General features: G+C 62.7%; 23 protein-coding genes and 1 tRNA gene. 15 read left to right on the forward strand and 9 right to left on the reverse strand.

Annotation, left to right across the window (positions count from 1 at the left end; genetic code table 11):
* Nucleotides 1-2: 2 nt before the first annotated feature.
* The 6 genes from VGN93_RS06270 to VGN93_RS06290 form a co-directional block, all read right to left on the reverse strand.
* A complete protein-coding gene (locus VGN93_RS06270; RefSeq protein ID WP_327506777.1) occupies nucleotides 3-374 on the reverse strand; it encodes a hypothetical protein in 372 nt (123 codons plus the stop codon).
* A gap of 225 nt (nucleotides 375-599) precedes the next feature.
* On the reverse strand, nucleotides 600-848 hold the full coding sequence (locus tag VGN93_RS06275) for a DUF6074 family protein (RefSeq protein WP_327506778.1): 249 nt from the start codon (nucleotides 846-848) through the stop codon (nucleotides 600-602).
* A 169-nt stretch (nucleotides 849-1,017) separates the two neighbouring features.
* Nucleotides 1,018-1,191 (reverse strand): hypothetical protein, encoded by a 174-nt coding sequence (locus VGN93_RS06280; protein WP_327506780.1) that lies wholly within the window; start codon nucleotides 1,189-1,191, stop codon nucleotides 1,018-1,020.
* Entirely contained in the window at nucleotides 1,188-1,472 is a 285-nt protein-coding gene (locus VGN93_RS06285) for a DUF6074 family protein (protein ID WP_327506781.1), read from the reverse strand. Before VGN93_RS06285 ends, VGN93_RS06280 begins: the two co-directional genes overlap by 4 nt.
* Nucleotides 1,469-2,212 carry a helix-turn-helix domain-containing protein gene (locus tag VGN93_RS31275; RefSeq protein WP_414714035.1) on the reverse strand — a complete coding sequence of 248 codons (744 nt, stop codon included), beginning with the start codon at nucleotides 2,210-2,212 and terminating at the stop codon, nucleotides 1,469-1,471. The genes VGN93_RS06285 and VGN93_RS31275 overlap by 4 nt, the downstream gene beginning before the upstream one ends.
* A 3-nt stretch (nucleotides 2,213-2,215) precedes the next feature.
* Entirely contained in the window at nucleotides 2,216-2,461 is a 246-nt protein-coding gene (locus VGN93_RS06290) for a helix-turn-helix domain-containing protein (RefSeq protein ID WP_327506782.1), read from the reverse strand.
* 106 nt (nucleotides 2,462-2,567) lie between these two features.
* On the opposite strand from VGN93_RS06290, the gene VGN93_RS06295 reads away from it, so the two are divergent.
* The 5 genes from VGN93_RS06295 to VGN93_RS06315 all read left to right on the forward strand — a co-directional run bounded on the left by VGN93_RS06295 (nucleotide 2,568) and on the right by VGN93_RS06315 (nucleotide 4,837).
* A complete protein-coding gene (locus VGN93_RS06295; RefSeq protein WP_327506783.1) occupies nucleotides 2,568-2,918 on the forward strand; it encodes a hypothetical protein in 351 nt (116 codons plus the stop codon).
* The gene (locus tag VGN93_RS06300; RefSeq protein WP_327506784.1) at nucleotides 2,918-3,175 is read left to right on the forward strand and encodes a hypothetical protein; all 258 of its coding nucleotides are present in this window, start codon (nucleotides 2,918-2,920) and stop codon (nucleotides 3,173-3,175) included. The genes VGN93_RS06295 and VGN93_RS06300 overlap by 1 nt, the downstream gene beginning before the upstream one ends.
* Nucleotides 3,172-3,540 carry a hypothetical protein gene (locus VGN93_RS06305; RefSeq protein WP_327506785.1) on the forward strand — a complete coding sequence of 123 codons (369 nt, stop codon included), beginning with the start codon at nucleotides 3,172-3,174 and terminating at the stop codon, nucleotides 3,538-3,540. The genes VGN93_RS06300 and VGN93_RS06305 overlap by 4 nt, the downstream gene beginning before the upstream one ends.
* A complete protein-coding gene (locus tag VGN93_RS06310; protein ID WP_327506786.1) occupies nucleotides 3,541-4,338 on the forward strand; it encodes a hypothetical protein in 798 nt (265 codons plus the stop codon).
* A gap of 124 nt (nucleotides 4,339-4,462) precedes the next feature.
* Nucleotides 4,463-4,837 (forward strand): hypothetical protein, encoded by a 375-nt coding sequence (locus tag VGN93_RS06315; protein WP_327506787.1) that lies wholly within the window; start codon nucleotides 4,463-4,465, stop codon nucleotides 4,835-4,837.
* 87 nt (nucleotides 4,838-4,924) lie between these two features.
* On the opposite strand, the gene VGN93_RS06320 is transcribed toward VGN93_RS06315, so the two are convergent.
* Nucleotides 4,925-5,014: transfer RNA gene (locus VGN93_RS06320), tRNA-Ser, on the reverse strand.
* Nucleotides 5,015-5,252: 238 nt separating this feature from the next.
* Between VGN93_RS06320 and VGN93_RS06325 the strand changes: the two genes are divergently transcribed.
* The 3 genes from VGN93_RS06325 to VGN93_RS06335 all read left to right on the forward strand — a co-directional run bounded on the left by VGN93_RS06325 (nucleotide 5,253) and on the right by VGN93_RS06335 (nucleotide 7,492).
* A complete protein-coding gene (locus tag VGN93_RS06325; RefSeq protein WP_319321939.1) occupies nucleotides 5,253-5,573 on the forward strand; it encodes a hypothetical protein in 321 nt (106 codons plus the stop codon).
* Nucleotides 5,574-5,617: 44 nt separating this feature from the next.
* Entirely contained in the window at nucleotides 5,618-6,268 is a 651-nt protein-coding gene (msrA, locus tag VGN93_RS06330) for a peptide-methionine (S)-S-oxide reductase MsrA (protein ID WP_327506788.1), read from the forward strand.
* 231 nt (nucleotides 6,269-6,499) lie between these two features.
* The gene (locus VGN93_RS06335; protein ID WP_327506789.1) at nucleotides 6,500-7,492 is read left to right on the forward strand and encodes a BMP family ABC transporter substrate-binding protein; all 993 of its coding nucleotides are present in this window, start codon (nucleotides 6,500-6,502) and stop codon (nucleotides 7,490-7,492) included.
* 60 nt (nucleotides 7,493-7,552) lie between these two features.
* Here VGN93_RS06335 and VGN93_RS06340 read toward each other — a convergent pair whose 3' ends face one another.
* Nucleotides 7,553-7,786, reverse strand: coding sequence for a SlyX family protein (locus tag VGN93_RS06340; protein WP_327506790.1), 234 nt, complete (start codon nucleotides 7,784-7,786; stop codon nucleotides 7,553-7,555).
* A gap of 154 nt (nucleotides 7,787-7,940) precedes the next feature.
* On the opposite strand from VGN93_RS06340, the gene VGN93_RS06345 reads away from it, so the two are divergent.
* From VGN93_RS06345 to deoA, 7 genes are read left to right on the forward strand one after another with little or no spacing between them, the layout of a single operon-like run.
* Entirely contained in the window at nucleotides 7,941-9,476 is a 1,536-nt protein-coding gene (locus tag VGN93_RS06345) for an ABC transporter ATP-binding protein (RefSeq protein ID WP_327506791.1), read from the forward strand.
* Nucleotides 9,473-10,606, forward strand: a complete 1,134-nt coding sequence (locus VGN93_RS06350; protein ID WP_319321926.1) for an ABC transporter permease — start codon at nucleotides 9,473-9,475, stop codon at nucleotides 10,604-10,606. The genes VGN93_RS06345 and VGN93_RS06350 overlap by 4 nt, the downstream gene beginning before the upstream one ends.
* 5 nt (nucleotides 10,607-10,611) lie before the next feature.
* Nucleotides 10,612-11,583, forward strand: a complete 972-nt coding sequence (locus tag VGN93_RS06355; protein ID WP_256118299.1) for an ABC transporter permease — start codon at nucleotides 10,612-10,614, stop codon at nucleotides 11,581-11,583.
* A gap of 3 nt (nucleotides 11,584-11,586) precedes the next feature.
* Nucleotides 11,587-11,979 carry a cytidine deaminase gene (locus VGN93_RS06360; RefSeq protein WP_319321918.1) on the forward strand — a complete coding sequence of 131 codons (393 nt, stop codon included), beginning with the start codon at nucleotides 11,587-11,589 and terminating at the stop codon, nucleotides 11,977-11,979.
* Nucleotides 11,976-12,788 (forward strand): purine-nucleoside phosphorylase, encoded by an 813-nt coding sequence (locus VGN93_RS06365; RefSeq protein ID WP_327506792.1) that lies wholly within the window; start codon nucleotides 11,976-11,978, stop codon nucleotides 12,786-12,788. Before VGN93_RS06360 ends, VGN93_RS06365 begins: the two co-directional genes overlap by 4 nt.
* The gene (deoC, locus tag VGN93_RS06370) at nucleotides 12,781-13,554 is read left to right on the forward strand and encodes a deoxyribose-phosphate aldolase (protein ID WP_327506793.1); all 774 of its coding nucleotides are present in this window, start codon (nucleotides 12,781-12,783) and stop codon (nucleotides 13,552-13,554) included. The genes VGN93_RS06365 and deoC overlap by 8 nt, the downstream gene beginning before the upstream one ends.
* Nucleotides 13,555-13,556: 2 nt before the next feature.
* Nucleotides 13,557-14,870, forward strand: a complete 1,314-nt coding sequence (gene deoA, locus VGN93_RS06375; protein ID WP_327506794.1) for a thymidine phosphorylase — start codon at nucleotides 13,557-13,559, stop codon at nucleotides 14,868-14,870.
* Here deoA and VGN93_RS06380 read toward each other — a convergent pair.
* Nucleotides 14,860-15,396, reverse strand: coding sequence for a TIGR02281 family clan AA aspartic protease (locus tag VGN93_RS06380; RefSeq protein ID WP_319321910.1), 537 nt, complete (start codon nucleotides 15,394-15,396; stop codon nucleotides 14,860-14,862). The genes deoA and VGN93_RS06380 overlap by 11 nt on opposite strands.
* Between the last annotated feature and the right edge of the window lie 22 nt (nucleotides 15,397-15,418).

Here is a 15,418-nt window from a genome sequence, read left to right on the forward strand (position 1 = left end):
TCTCAGGCAAGCATCCAGACGGCGCCGATCGGAAACGCGAACAGCAAGCCGGTAAAGAAAAGCCGCTCGAACGGTTGGGAAATTCGCCTCGTGCGCAACCCTTGGACCGTCGCCACCAATCCACAGGCCAGCAGGTTCCCATAGAGAATATGAAGAACGGTGGATAAGCTGGGGTGGTGGGTGAAAATCCAGTCGCTTAGATAGTTGGTTGCAAGCAGGAAGCCGCTCAAAGCGAAGACGAAGCAAAGCGCGGCAAAGCTCTCGTTGCGGCCGAGCTTCTGGTCATGCTTTGTGATCCGATAGCCGACCAGGACCACGACGAACGTAATCATAGCGGCGAGGAATGAGGCGGGGAACAGATCAGGTTGCGGCATGCCCATAGCCTATACCGTCGAAGGCCGTTGGCAATAGGGGCTGCTTGACTCAGGGGAGCCCGCCAGCGCGCATTTCGATGCGCCCCGGTACTCGGACAGCGGAGATAGCGAGAAACGCGCCCACGAGTCATTACGGGCGAATTTACTGACAGGTGACACACCTGACCGTCTCGATGTTGGGTTTTCTAAGGTTCCATGTGTGGGCGTTAACCAGATATCGGTTAATCACGCTGTGGCGCCCGCGCCGAGTATTCTAGCCGCCTCGACCTGCACGGCCATCCAGAACACCCGTGTCTGCTCGTCGGCTTCCTCTTCAGACAGGCCAATCCGCAGAAAGCTGGCCCTCATGGGGTCCAAGACCTGGCCGCGGTAGTAGTCGGCACTTTTGACGGTCGGCCGCTCTAGGAGCTTCAGGGCTGTGTCTCGGATCTTGCGAACCCTGGCTGTAACCGGGAATGCTATTATCACCGCCATGGGTTCCACCGCGCGGAAATCCAATCCCCCACCTTCTCAGAATGGTTTATTGGCTCGCCGTCGTGGCGATCGATCCACCGCCATGCCGCTGCCATCTCTTCGAACGGGCCTGCGACTTCAGCGCCATCTTTCATTACAGCCCACTTCCCGTCCTCCCGGCGCGTGACGGTCATGCCTTGAGCTTTCTCTGCGAGACGTTCGCCACGATCACTTTGCCCGGATGTTTGGCGATGATGGTGCCTCGATCTCCGACCTTCTCCAGAGCCCCTGCACCCTTGCGGCTTGGCTCGGCCTCTCGGGTCTTGCTGCCCGGTTTCGGGAGGTAGAGTTCCATTTTGGTCATAACTCAATGGCCTCCGAGCTGGCATCTCCGCAGGCAATCGGCGTCCATTTCGAGCCTTGTTGCCGGCACTGACGATCGATCGCCACGAGATAATCGCGCCTCTCTTGCGCGACATGAGCACTGGAGATTGAGGCGACGGCCATCTGTCGTTCGAACGTCTCAACTGCACGCCCGATGATATGGTGAGCTTCGCGCTCGGACCGTGCGCTCTTTAACATGCCTGCGATTTTTCGCGCGTGGCCTATGCGCTTTCGGCCTGGAAATGGAATTACTTCCGTCACGCAGCATCCTCCCTGCAAATAACGGTCTCGAGGAGCCTATATGCACGGCCGGCGACTGGATCGGTCATATAGTCAGCGTCCGTGTGTATTTGAGTGAGTCGCCTATAAAGGAGATCAGCAAACTGCCTACTGAAAAGGCGTCCGTTGCTGACCTCCCGATCTAACACTGCGACGAAAGCAGGGTCTGCTTTGATGCCTAGCATTTTTTCAGCAACGTCATCGTCGCCGACGAAATCATAGCTTTCACCATTCGCAGAAATGGTGCCGACCCGGAACACGGGTTCATTCCCAGTGTTAGCTGCCGAGAGTTTGGGCGCAATTTCTTGCGCCAGGTCAGGCGCGAGTTTCTGCGCCTGTGGGGCGCAAGTTTCCGCGCCTGGTCTTCGCCGGTTTCGTTGTTCTACAACCTCGACGCCGTCACGGGCGCGCGCTTCATATGCCGCAACATGATTAGAAAGCGCAGTCCATTGGACTTGGTAGGTGCTGCTATTCTGGTTCCGCAGGCGGCGGGAAATCAAGCCCGAGCCAACTAGCTCCTGAACGGCGGTCTGAACGGTTCGTCGCGAAAGGCCTGTTTCGCTTCTAATTCTTGCTTGCCCGGGGTCGCATCTGCCCGTCGTCGCGTTTGCGTGCCAGACGAGCCAAGCGCCGACGCGTCGTGCGGATGGTGACAGATCAGGCAGCCAGTGAAGCGCGTACAACGCTTGGGTTTTCTGGCCTTTCGCAGGTGCTGCCCCCATTGCTCACTCATTCTTCCCGGAGAGCCTAACGCCCCGCCCACCATTGGTCATCTCGCCGTCGGCTTGAAAGATAATTCCAGCCTGTTCTAGCGCGGATTGTATTGCCCGAAGGGTAGACGCTTTCGGATCTGCGTTCCCGCGCTCGATATTGTTTAAACCGGTCGTGGAAATGCCGGCAACCTTGGCTAGCTCGGCCTGGGTCATCCCAAGCATTGAGCGCGCCGCTCTTATCTGATCTGGCTCTATCATGCGTATTTCATACAGTTGAATTGTTTTTTTATCAAGCCGGCTTGACCTAATCTGAAATTAAGGTTAATTCAAGTACAGTTGAGAAATTAACAAGAGAGAAACGCAAATGCCGAACCGCACCGTTCCGGCCAACGCCGGAGGCATGCCCAAATTCAACCGTTCTGGGATCATGAAAGCCGCATGGACGATCTACCGCAACATGACGCGCACGGCTCGTCCGTCCACGGTAGCCGGCCGCCGTCGTTGGTTTGCCGATGCTCTTCGCGGCGCGTGGGAAGCTGCCAAGAAAGTAGCAGCCGAGGCAGTGAAGACGGAAGCGGATCGTGCCGCGGATCGCCGTGCCGAACTCATCCGCCAGCTTCAGACGCTCGACGCCCGTTCCTTCCGCTACAGCATCACCGACGAGCGTCGAGCTCTAGTCTCCGAACTGTCAACACTCGAAAGGGAGCACGCATAATGTTCATTCCGCTCGAAGGTGAATTGTCGGACCTGGAGCCGATGCTTTGCGACCTGGCAATTGTTGCCGGTCTCGCTCGCCATATCGCACAAGGCCTGTTGGAGCGGCCGACCCTTGAAGACGCCATAGGCACGCATTTCGTCCTGTCTGACGACGAGCGGGAACGCGTGTTCTTCCTCGTCGGTGAAGTCGAGCAGCGCGCCCGTGACGTGAAGGCGACCTATTACCGCGCTCTTGAAGCGGGGACGACGCGATGACGGATACAACGCTTCGCCGCCTCGGCGCCGCCTTTGCCGCCCTCATGGAGCAATACCGCGCCGCACAGTCGCAGCTTGCCGCGCTCCAGCACGAGTGCGACCGCGCCGCGGCTGATGCCGGGCTGGTCTATGGCACGTCCGCATGGTCCGCGCATCGGTTCGCCGTCTGTGGCCGCGCCGTGCATCGCGTCAATGACCTGTACGTCAAGCTCGAAGACCTTGCGCTCGAAATCGAGCCATTCAAGCCCGCAACCTTTGCCGGCCTGCTCATCAAGGCCCGCGCCCATGACTTCACCGGCAACCCTGCCGCCATCATTCCCGAGATCCAAGCCCTGGCCGATGCCAGCAACCCGGAGGCTGCATAAATGGAAACGACCCGTCGCACATTCCTTGGTGGCCTCGCTGCCGCATCCGTCCCGGCCGGCGCTGGTGTCGCAGTCGCCGCTATGCCAACTGCCGGCGACTACCATGTCGGGCAAGAGAACCCCGACCTGATTGCAGCCTATGCGGACTTCAACGCTGCGCAGTCGGAGATTGCCGCGGCAAAGGACGCCCTGGAATGGCTTGCCGATGAGTGGAAACACGTTTGGCCGCTCGCTCCTGAAGAGCTGCTTGAATGCGCGAACGCGGAACGACGCAGCACTTACATTGCGTCCGTCGCAATCGAGAGCGACCTTGTCGGCCGCCCGCTGATGCGGGATACCGAGGCACTGACCAAGCGCTTCACGCCTGCGCAGCGCCGGAGCCTCCCGACGACCTGCTTTACCCTCTGGACCGAAGATAGCGCAAAGAAGCGGCTAGCCGAGTGGGAGGCCTACACGCCCAAGGGCCGCACGCCCAAGGCCCTTGCAAACTCGCAAGCGAGAAAGGAAAAGTTCATCTTCGAGCTAACCCGTAGGGTGGATCTTGCACGGGAGTACGAAGCGGCGACGGCACGGGTTAAGCTCGCATCTGGCGTTGATGCCGTGCAGGACCGGGTAGCAATGGCGGGGACGCGATGCCGCGCCGCCTGTGCTGAAATATCAAGAGTACCGGCGCGCACGGGTGAAGGTCTCCGCATGAAGGCAGAGGCGCTTCTATTCACGGCGCAAGGCCTGTTTGACGCCGAATGCCTGCAAGGGGGTCTCATGCGCGTCATGGGGTTTTATCAACCCAGCATCTAGACGCCAGTTCTCCCGACAATTCCGGGCGAGGGGTCGCGGAATGCGCTATAATCTGGCCGTTCATAATAAGAACAACGCCATACGTATTCAGAACAATGCGCTATCAATGGGATAGGTGAATTTAATGGCCCAATCGCCAATCGCCGCCGCTACGCATGCCTATCTCGGGCAGATCGCTCTTGGACATGACAAATATCGGCAAGACCTGGAGTACCGAGCCGATGTTGATGCCCGGATGAAAGAGGCAGTGCAGGCGCTCAAAACCTCCTGGCCGTGTATCAATCCCGACGAGAACATGCGGGCAATGGCCCACCGCTACTGGACCGTCATTCCCGGCAAGAGCGCATGGGGCGCAAGCGATCCCTACCAGCACGAGGCTATGGCAGGAATATTCGCGGCCATCCATGCGCTAGAGCGGTTCACAGACATGACGTTTGCTGAAGCGTTCGAAGGCGCCTCGCGCCCGACGTTCGGGCCGGTTATCAAAATAGGCCGGTAACGAAAATGTGAAGTGGGGAAAGAAGTGGGGAAGAGTTAAACCCCTCCGCTGTTCCGCCAGCATATTCAACGCCTTACGGAGAAAGAATGGCGGACAGAGCGGGATTCGAACCCGCGATAGAGTCTCCCCTATACACACTTTCCAGGCGTGCGCCTTCAACCACTCGGCCACCTGTCCATCCGCTCGCAGCCGTCGGTCAATCCGGCGCGGACCGCTTTCCTGTTTCCATTCCGGCGAGACGGCGCGATATATACCGAGGTTTCACGCGGGATCAACCGCTTTCTGACAGATTCTTGAAGGTTCTTTCACGCGTCGGTGCGAAGGATTGCGGAACGTCAGCCGTCTTCCTATTTATAGGCAGGAATGAAGCGGAGCAAAATCGAGGCTCCCGCAGGCGGCACCAGGAGGGTGCGCGATGATACGGTTCGTCTTGAGGGCTATCAGTCTTGTTGCCCTGGTCATTGCCGTGATGGCGGGCACGATCGACGCAATCCAGTCGGTTTCGGCCTCCGAGCCGGTGCTGACGCCCCTGGCGGTCGCCTGGAGCACGGCGAGCCCGGATACGATCGCGCTCGTCGCCGACGGCATCATGCGCAATCTTCATCCCTATGCCTGGGACCCGGCGGCGATGTGGGTGCTCTCCCAGCCGGCCTTTGCCGTGCTGCTCGCCGTCTCGCTGTTCTTCTGGGTGATCGCCTACAAGCGCTCGCCCGCTGCCGGCCGCTTCACCGCCTGACACCGAACCGCCGCCCCTGTCGCGGCCTGGCCAGGAGGCCAAATATGTTCCTGATCGACATGTTCAACAAGAAGACCACCATGCCCGCGCCGGACGCAGCCCTGCCCGGCCGCGACCAGCCCATTCCGACATCCGCCACCCATTTCGTCAACGGACGGCCGCTCCAGGGGCCATATCCGGAGGGTTTCAAGACCGTGCTGCTTGGCATGGGCTGCTTCTGGGGCGCCGAACGCGCGCTGTGGAAGATCCCCGGCGTATGGGTGACGGCGGCCGGCTATTCCGGCGGCATCACGCCCAACCCGACCTATCACGAGACCACGACGGGGCTCACGGGCCATACCGAAGTGGTGCTCGTCGTCTACGACCCTTCCGTCGTGTCGCTCGAAACGCTGCTGAAGACCTTCTTCGAGGCGCACGACCCGACCCAGGGCATGCGCCAGGGCAACGATATCGGCACGACCTATCGTTCGGCGATCTACCTTGACGACGAGGCGGACCTCGCTGTCGCGCGCCGTGCCCGCGACATCTACCAGGCGGCGCTGACGGCCGCGGGACGGACGGACCGCATTACAACGGAGATCGCCGAGGCGGGGCCGCTCTACTTCGCCGAGGAGGTGCACCAGCAATATCTCGCCAAGAATCCGGGCGGCTATTGCAGCATGCGCGGCACCGGCGTTTCCTGCGCAATCGGCTGATTCCGCTGACATTTTCGATAGGCCAAGAGCCGCTGCGAATGAGATTCCCCATCTCCGTTCGCAGCGGCTCATATTTTTTACCAATTGAAAAATTTCTGGTGAATTTTTCCCGGAGCCGTGCAAGGATGCCGACAGCCTGACCCAAGGGAACGGGTCGGTGGCTCCGTCGCGCGCCTTTTCGGGCGGTGCACGGAAGGTCCCTATAAAACCAATAGCGAACAGGGCTGCACAATGAAAAAAACCCTTCTCACCCTTCTTGCCACCGCCGCCATGTCGGCAAGCGCCTTTGCCGCGGACATCAAGCCGGCGATCATCTATGACCTCGGCGGCAAGTTCGACAAGTCGTTCAACGAGGCAGCCTATAACGGCGCGGAAAAGTTCAAGGCCGAGACCGGTATCGAATATCGCGACTTCGAAATCGCCAATGACGCGCAGCGCGAACAGGCACTCCGCCGCTTCGCCAGCGACGGCAACAACCCGATCGTGATGGCCGGCTTCTCCTGGGCTGCCCAGCTCGAGAAGGTCGCAGCCGAATATCCGGACACCAAATTCGCCATCATCGACATGGTCGTCGACAAGCCGAACGTCCGCTCGGTCGTCTTCAAGGAAGAAGAGGGCGGCTGGCTCGCCGGCATCCTCGCCGGCATGGCGTCCAAGTCGAAGACCGTCTCGTTCGTCGGCGGCATGGACATCCCGCTCATCCACAAGTTCGCCTGTGGCTACATCGGCGGTGCCAAGTCGCTGGGTTCGGATATGAACGTGCTCGAAGCCTATACGGGCACGACGCCGGACGCCTGGAACGACCCGGTCAAGGGCGGTGAAATCGCCAAGTCGCAGTTCGACCAGGGTTCGGACGTGGTCTACCATGCTGCCGGCGGCACGGGCGTGGGCGTGCTCCAGGCCGCCGTCGACGCCGGCAAGCTCGGCATCGGCGTCGATTCCAACCAGAACGGCATGCATCCCGGCAAGGTCCTGACCTCCATGGTCAAGCGCGTCGACGTTGCCGTCTACGACGCCTTCATCACCGCCAAGAACGACACGTTCAAGCCCGGCGTCAACGTGCTCGGCCTCAAGGAAAACGGCGTCGACGTCGCGATGGACGACAACAACGCGCCGCTCATCACCCCGGAAATGAAGGCCGCCGTCGACAAGGCGCGCGCCGACATCATCGCCGGTACGGTGAAGGTGCACGACTACATGTCGGATGAAACCTGCCCCTACTAAGCGGCATTGACGGCCCGTTTGCGTGAAAGCAGACGGGCCGATTCCGTTTCCCCTTACGCCTTAATAATGCGGCGGGCGGGTGATGGCCGGGGCTTTCAGAGACCCCTCTTCCAGCGTGAGGAAACGTTCCGTCAACCGGTCGAGCTTCGAGCGGACCTGTTCGATCACGCGCCATTGTTCGGCGAGCTGGTCCGACATTTCCTCGATCGTTTTCGCCTGGTGGGCAATGTGCTCCTCCAGGCGGGCGATGCGGTCGTCTTCGGGAAGATCGGGCGTGGTCTTAGACGGTGTCATGGGCTGGTCCTCGTCGCTCGCTGCCGGCGGCCGAGCTATAGCGAGCGCGGCATCAACCCGCAATCAGGCTGGACAAGCACGGCGGAAGCAACAAGACTAAGACCGATCGGCCGGGAGGCCTGTCGGCCCTAAATCCCCGTAAGAGTGGATCGTCATGAGCGAATTGGCAATCGAACTGAAGGGCATCGACAAGAGCTTCGGCCTCGTCCACGCCAACCGGAACATCAACCTGAAGGTCCGCAAGGGCACCATTCACGGCATCATCGGCGAAAACGGCGCCGGCAAATCCACCCTCATGTCGATCCTCTACGGCTTCTACCAAGCCGACCACGGCGACATCGTGATCGACGGCAAGACGGTCAATATCCGCGACCCGAATGCCGCCATCGCCGCCGGCATCGGCATGGTGCACCAGCATTTCATGCTGGTCGAGAATTTCACCGTGCTGGAAAACATCATGCTCGGCGCGGAGGAGAGCCAGATCCTCAATGCCGGCATCACCAAGGCACGCGCCGAATTGAAGCGGCTCGAAAAGGAATATGCGCTGGAGGTCGATCCCGACGCGGTCATTGAGGAACTGCCGGTCGGCATCCAGCAGCGCGTGGAAATCCTGAAAGCGCTCTACCGCCGGGCCGATATCCTCATTCTCGACGAGCCGACGGGCGTGCTGACGCCGCCCGAGGCCGACCACCTGTTCCGCATCCTCGGCCAGTTGAAGGACGAGGGCAAAACGGTCCTGCTCATCACCCACAAGCTGCGCGAGATCATGGCGATCACCGACGAGGTCTCCGTCATGCGGCGCGGCGAGATGGTGGCGACGCGTACGACGAAGGAAACCTCGGTCGAGGAGCTGGCCGAGCTGATGGTCGGCCGCCGCGTGCTGCTGCGCGTGGAAAAGGGCGAGGCGAAACCGGCGGACGTCAAATTCTCCGTCAAGAATCTGACGGTGCGCGACAGCCGCGGCGTGACCATGGTCGACGACGTCTCCTTCGATATCCGTGCCGGCGAGATCGTCGGCATTGCGGGCGTTGCCGGCAACGGCCAGTCGGAGCTGCTGGAGGCGATCTCCGGCATCCGCCGCGCGAAATCCGGCACGGTGCTGCTCAACGGCAGCCCGATCGACGTCACCGGCCATGCCGACCCGGCGGCACTGCGCAAGCGCCGCCTCGCGCATGTGCCGGAGGACCGCCACCATGTCGGGCTCGTCCTGAAATTCGAGGAAAGCGAAAACGCCATCCTCGGTTATCACGACGATCCGAAATATCGCAAAGGCCTGCTGCTCGATGTCGATGCCATCCGCGCCGATGCGGAGGAGAAGATCGCCGCCTACGACATCCGCCCGCCGAACCCGCGGTTGAAAACCGCCAATTTCTCCGGCGGCAACCAGCAGAAGATCGTGCTGGCGCGCGAGATGGAGCGCAATCCCGACGTGCTGATCATCGGCCAGCCGACGCGCGGCGTGGATGTCGGTGCGATCGAATTCATTCACAAGCGCATCATCGAGATGCGCGACCAGGGCAAGGCGGTGCTGCTCGTCTCGGTGGAGCTGGACGAGATCCGCGCGCTTTCCGACCGTATCCTGGTGATGTTCGCCGGCCGGGTCGTCGGCGAGCGCCTGCCGGATGCCACCGAAGGAGAGCTCGGCCTGTTGATGGCCGGCGTGGAAGGCCGGAAGGAGGCTGCGGAATGAGTGTCCCCTACGCGAAACTGCCGGCCTGGGCCGAATATGGCCTGATCCCGCTCGTCAACCTCGCCGTCGCCTTCCTGATTTCCGGCCTTGTCGTGCTGATCGTCGGCGAGAGCCCGCTGGAAGCCGCCTATCACATGATCAACGGCGCCTTCGGGCGCGGCGAATATATCGGCTTCACGCTCTATTACACGACCACCTTCATCTTCACCGGCCTTGCCGTCGCGGTCGCCTTCCATTGCGGCCTGTTCAACATCGGCGGCGAAGGCCAGGCCTATATCGGCGGCATCGGCGTGGCGCTCGCCTGCCTCTCCTTCGACCGCGTGCTGCCCTGGTATCTCCTCTTCCCGATAGCCATTCTCGGCGCAGCGCTGTTCGGCGCACTCTGGGCGATGATCCCCGGCTGGCTGCAGGCCAAGCGCGGCAGCCATATCGTCATCACGACGATCATGTTCAACTTCATCGCCGCCAGCCTGATGAACTACCTGCTCAACCGCGTGTTCAAACCGCTCGGCTCCATGTCGCTCGAAACCCGCACCTTCGAGGCGGGCGGCCAGCTGCCGAAACTCGACTGGCTGATGTCGATCTTCGGCCTGTCCGTCGGCTCGGCGCCGTTCAACATTTCCTTCCTGCTGGCGCTGGTTGCCGCCTTCGGCGTCTGGGTGCTGATCTGGCGCACAAGGCTCGGCTACGAGATGCGCACTATGGGCCACAGCCCTGCGGCCGCGCGTTATGCCGGCATCAAGGAAGCCAGGATCATCGTCATCGCCATGATGATTTCCGGCGGGCTCGCCGGCATGATGGCGCTGAACCCGATCATGGGCGAGCAGTTCCGCATGCAGCTCGATTTCGTGCAGGGCGCCGGCTTCGTCGGCATCGCGGTGGCGCTGATGGGGCGCTCGCATCCGGCGGGCATCATTCCGGCAGCACTGCTCTTCGGCATGCTCTATCAGGGCGGGGCGGAAATCTCCTTCGAGATGCCCTCCATCTCGCGCGACATGATCGTCATCATCCAGGGTCTCGTCATCCTGTTTGCCGGCGCGCTGGAGCACATGTTCCGCCCGGCCATCACGCGGGCCGTGCTGGCGCTTTCGCCGAAAACCCGCGACGTCGCCGCCACCAAGGGAGCCTGAGCGCCATGGAATTCTTCCAGACCTTCATCGAGCTCGCCCAGTCGACGGTGCGCGTCTCGACGCCGCTGATCCTCGCCGCTCTTGCCGGCCTCTTCACCGAACGCGCCGGCGTCTTCGACATCGGCCTTGAGGGCAAGATGCTCGGCGCCGCCTTCGCCGCCGGCACCGTCGCCTATCTCACGCAATCCGTGACCATGGGCCTGCTTGCCGCCGTGCTCGTCTCCGTGCTGCTCTCGCTGGTGCACGGCTATGCCTCGATCACCCAGCGCGGCAGCCAGATCGTTTCCGGCGTCGCGATCAACTTCGTCGTCGCGGGCTCCACCGTCATCCTCGGCGAGGCCTGGTTCCGCCAGGGCGGACGCACGCCGGCGCTCACCGAAGACGGCCGCTTCGGGCGGATCACCCTGCCCTTCGCCGATGCCGTGCGCGAGGTGCCGATCCTCGGGCCGCTCTATTCCGGCCTGCTCTCCGGCCACTCGCCGCTGACCTATCTCGCCTTCCTGATGGTGCCGGCGAGCTGGTGGATTCTCTACCGCACGCGCTTCGGCCTGCGCCTGCGCGCCGTCGGCGAGAACCCCGGTGCGGTTGATACCGCCGGCATTTCGGTGATCTGGCTGCGCTACCGCGCCGTCATCTGCTGCGGCATCCTTTGCGGCATTGCGGGCGCCTATCTCTCGCTCTCGGCCAATGCCGGCTTCACAAAGGGCATGACGGCGGGCAAGGGCTATATCGCGCTCGCCGCGCTCATCTTCGCCAAGTGGCGGCCGAAGAACATCCTCTTCGCCTGCCTGCTCTTCGGCTTCCTCGATGCCTTCGCCATCCGCTACCAGGGTTACGCCTTCCCGCTGATCGGCAAGGTGCCGGTACAGTTCATGCAGGCGCTGCCCTATATCCTGACCGTGATCCTGCTTGCAGGCTTCATCGGCAAGGCCATTCCGCCGAAGGCCGGCGGCGTGCCCTATGTCAAGGAGCGATAAAACATGTCCCACGACCTCTTCGAGGCGGCGCGCGCTGCGATGGCCTTCGCGCATGCGCCCTATTCCAAATTCCCCGTGGGCGCGGCCATCCGCGCCGAGGACGGCAGGATCTATGCCGGCGCCAATATCGAAAACCTGTCGTTTCCGCAGGGCTGGTGCGCCGAGCCGACCGCGATCAGCCACATGATCATGGCCGGCAACAAGAAAATCGTCGAGATGGCGGTCATCGCGGAAAAACTGCCGCTTTGCCCGCCCTGCGGCGGCTGCCGCCAGAAGATCGCGGAATTCGCGACGGCCAAGACGCCGATCTATCTCTGCGACGAGACCGGCGTGAAGAAGACCATGACCATGGAAGAGCTCCTGCCGCATGGTTTTGCCACGGACGTGATCGGATGAGCGCGCACACGACAGAACTGCTGCGCGCCCGCCTCGGCGGCGTGCTGCCACGCTACGGCATCGTGCTCGGCTCGGGGCTCGGCTCGCTGGTGGAAGCCGTTCAGAACCCGCTGCATATTCCCTATTCCGACCTGCCGAGTTTTCCCGTCAGCTCCGTCTCGGGTCATGCCGGCGAGATGGTCATCGGCTATCTCGGCGAGGTCCCGGTCATCATGCTGTCCGGCCGCGTGCACTATTATGAGCGCGGCGATGCCAATGCCATGCGCACGCCCATCGAGGTTCTGAAGGGTTTGGGCGTCACCTCGCTGATCCTTACCAATTCGGCAGGGTCGCTCCGCGAAGACATGCCGCCCGGCTCGGTCATGCGAATTTCCGACCACATCAATTTTTCGGGCAGCAATCCGCTGATCGGCATCGAGAGCGACGACCGTTTCGTCGGCATGACCAATGCCTATGATGCCGGGCTTGCCGCCCGCATGGAGGCGGCGGCGCAGAAGCTCGGCATCCCGCTGTCGAGCGGCGTCTATATGTGGTTCTCCGGCCCGAATTTCGAAACGCCGGCGGAAATCCGCATGGCCCGGGTTTTCGGCGCCGATGCCGTCGGCATGTCGACCGTGCCGGAAGTGCTGATCGCGCGGCATCTCGGCCTCGATGTCGCCGCCGCCTCGGTCATCACCAATTTCGGCGCCGGCATGACGGGCGGCGAACTCAGCCATCACGAAACCAAGGACATGGCCCCGATCGGCGGAAAACGGCTTGCCGCGATTCTTACCGAGATAATCGCGGGCGGAGGCAATGAAAATGCATGAGGACGACACCAAGGCGATCGCGCGACAAGCGCTCTCCCTGCTCGACCTGACGGACCTCAACGACGACAGCAATGCCGCGGCCATCGAGAAACTCTGCGCCCAGGCGCAGACGCCCTTCGGCAACACGGCCGCCATCTGCATCTGGCCACGTTTCGTGGCTCAGGCGCGGGGCATTCTCGGCAAAGGCCATGCGGTGAAGATCGCGACCGTGGTCAACTTTCCTTCCGGGGATCTGACGGTTGCCAGGGTGATCGCCGAGACGAAACGGGCGATTGCCGACGGCGCCGACGAGATCGACATCGTCATCCCCTATCGCGACTTCATCATCGGCGACGAAGCGGCAGTGGTGGAGATGGTGGAAGCCGTGAAAGCGGCCTGCGCGCCGCCGATCCTTCTCAAGACCATTCTGGAAACCGGCGCGCTGAAGGACCCGGCGCTGATCCGCGAGGCTTCCGATCTCGCGATTGCCGCAGGCGCGGATTTCATCAAGACCTCGACCGGCAAGTTTGCCGTCAACGCCACCCTGCAAGCCGCCGAGATCATGCTGAATGCCATCAAGGCCAGCGGCAGGCCGGTCGGTTTCAAGCCGGCGGGCGGCGTGCGCACCGTCGCCGATGCCGGCGACTATCTGGCACTTGCTGCCACGATCCTCGGCGAAGGCTGGGCGACGCCCAAAACCTTCCGGTTCGGCGCGTCCGGCCTGCTCGGCGATATCCTGTCCACGCTCGGCGGTCAGCCCGCGCCCGCCGCGCCCGCGAGCTACTGAAGATGCTGCCGCAGGAGACGATCCGTCGCAAGCGCAACGGCGAGCCGCTCGCGCCGGAAGACATCGCCCGCTTCATCGCCGGCGTGACGGATGGCAGCGTCTCCGAGGGGCAGGTGGCGGCCTTCGCCATGGCGATCTGGTTCAACGGCATGACGCGCGAGGAGACCGTGGCGCTGACGCTCGCCATGCGCGATTCCGGCGACGTGCTCGACTGGTCGGACATAGACCGGCCGATCGCCGACAAACATTCGACCGGCGGCGTCGGCGACAATGTCTCGCTGATGCTGGCCCCGATCGCGGCCGCCTGCGGGCTTGCCGTGCCGATGATCTCCGGCCGCGGCCTCGGCCATACCGGCGGCACGCTCGACAAGCTGGAATCGATCCCCGGCTACACGATCATGCCCTCCGCCGATCTCTTCCGCCGCACGGTGAAGCACGTCGGCTGCGCGATCATCGGCCAGACCGCCGACCTCGCGCCCGCCGACAAGCGCATCTACGCGATCCGCGATGTGACGGCGACGGTCGATTCCGTGCCGCTGATCACCGCCTCCATCCTCTCGAAAAAGCTCGCGGCAGGCCTGCAATCGCTGGTGCTCGACGTGAAGGTCGGCAACGGCGCCTTCATGGCGGACGCCACTGAAGCCGAGACGCTCGCCCGCTCGCTGGTCGCGGTGGCGAATGGCGCGGGTGTCAAAACCTCCGCGCTCATCACCGACATGAACCAGCCGCTGGCGGACGCCGCCGGCAATGCCGTCGAGATCGCCAATTGCATCGCCTTCCTGAAGGGTGAGAAGGCGGGGACGCGGCTGAAGCGCATCGTGCTCGCTTTCGCCGCGGAAATGCTGGTGCTTTCCGGGGTGGAACGGGACCTGGCCGCGGCCGAAACGAAGGCCGCCCAGGCACTCGCCAGCGGCGCGGCCGCAGAGATTTTCGGGCGCATGGTGCATGCGCTCGGCGGCCCCACCGACCTGCTGGAGAAGCCCGCGGCTTACCTTTCGGCCGCACCGATTATCCGTCCGGTCCTGGCATCGGAAGCCGGCTATCTGGTTTCCTGCGATACGCGCGGCGTGGGGATGGCAGTCATCGAGCTTGGTGGCGGGCGCAGCCGGCCGGACGATACGATCGACCACCGCGTCGGCTTCGATCGCCTTGTGCCGCTCGGTACGAGGGTCGAAAAGGGCGACGAGATCGGCCGTGTGCACGCCGTAAACGAGACGGATGCCGCGCGCGGCGCCGAGCGGCTTGCCGGGCTTTACCGGATCGCACCGCAAGCGCCTGCGGCATCTCCCGACATCCTGACGCGCATCAGCGCGTGAGGTGCAGCCTGCCGTCTTCGACGCGGTAGGAGGACAGGCCCTTCAGGAAGCTCATGCCGATCAGCGTGCCGGAGAGCGCCTTGTCCTCCAGCACCATGGCGCCGATGTTTTCCATGCGCACCGGGCCGATCTCGATCCTGTCGAGGCGGATATAGGCGGCGCGCGCCTTGCCGTTCGCGGTATCGACGGCATAGCGGAAATCGAGGTCGGCCCTGTCGATGCCGATACGCTGGGCCGTCGAGACATTGATGGCGACCATGCTGGCGCCGGTATCGACCATGCCCTCTTCCTTGCGGCCATTGATGGCGAAGCGGCCGGTGAAATGGCCGTTCGGATCCGCATCGATCACCGCGCTGCGGTTGCCGGTATAACGCGCCGCGCCCTGCCCCGTCTGCACGGCCGCCGTCTCGACTTTGGCGGCCGGTTTGTCGCCGGTCGATTCGAGATAACGGGTCGCGACGTCGGGCACGAAGGCCGCGGTGACGATCACGGCGCCGGTGACAAAAGCGAGGCTGCGGACGGACATGGACGGGTCTCCGGAAGATCTG

It is taken from the genome of Shinella sp., assembly GCF_035998705.1.
In the GTDB taxonomy this organism is placed as follows: domain Bacteria; phylum Pseudomonadota; class Alphaproteobacteria; order Rhizobiales; family Rhizobiaceae; genus Shinella.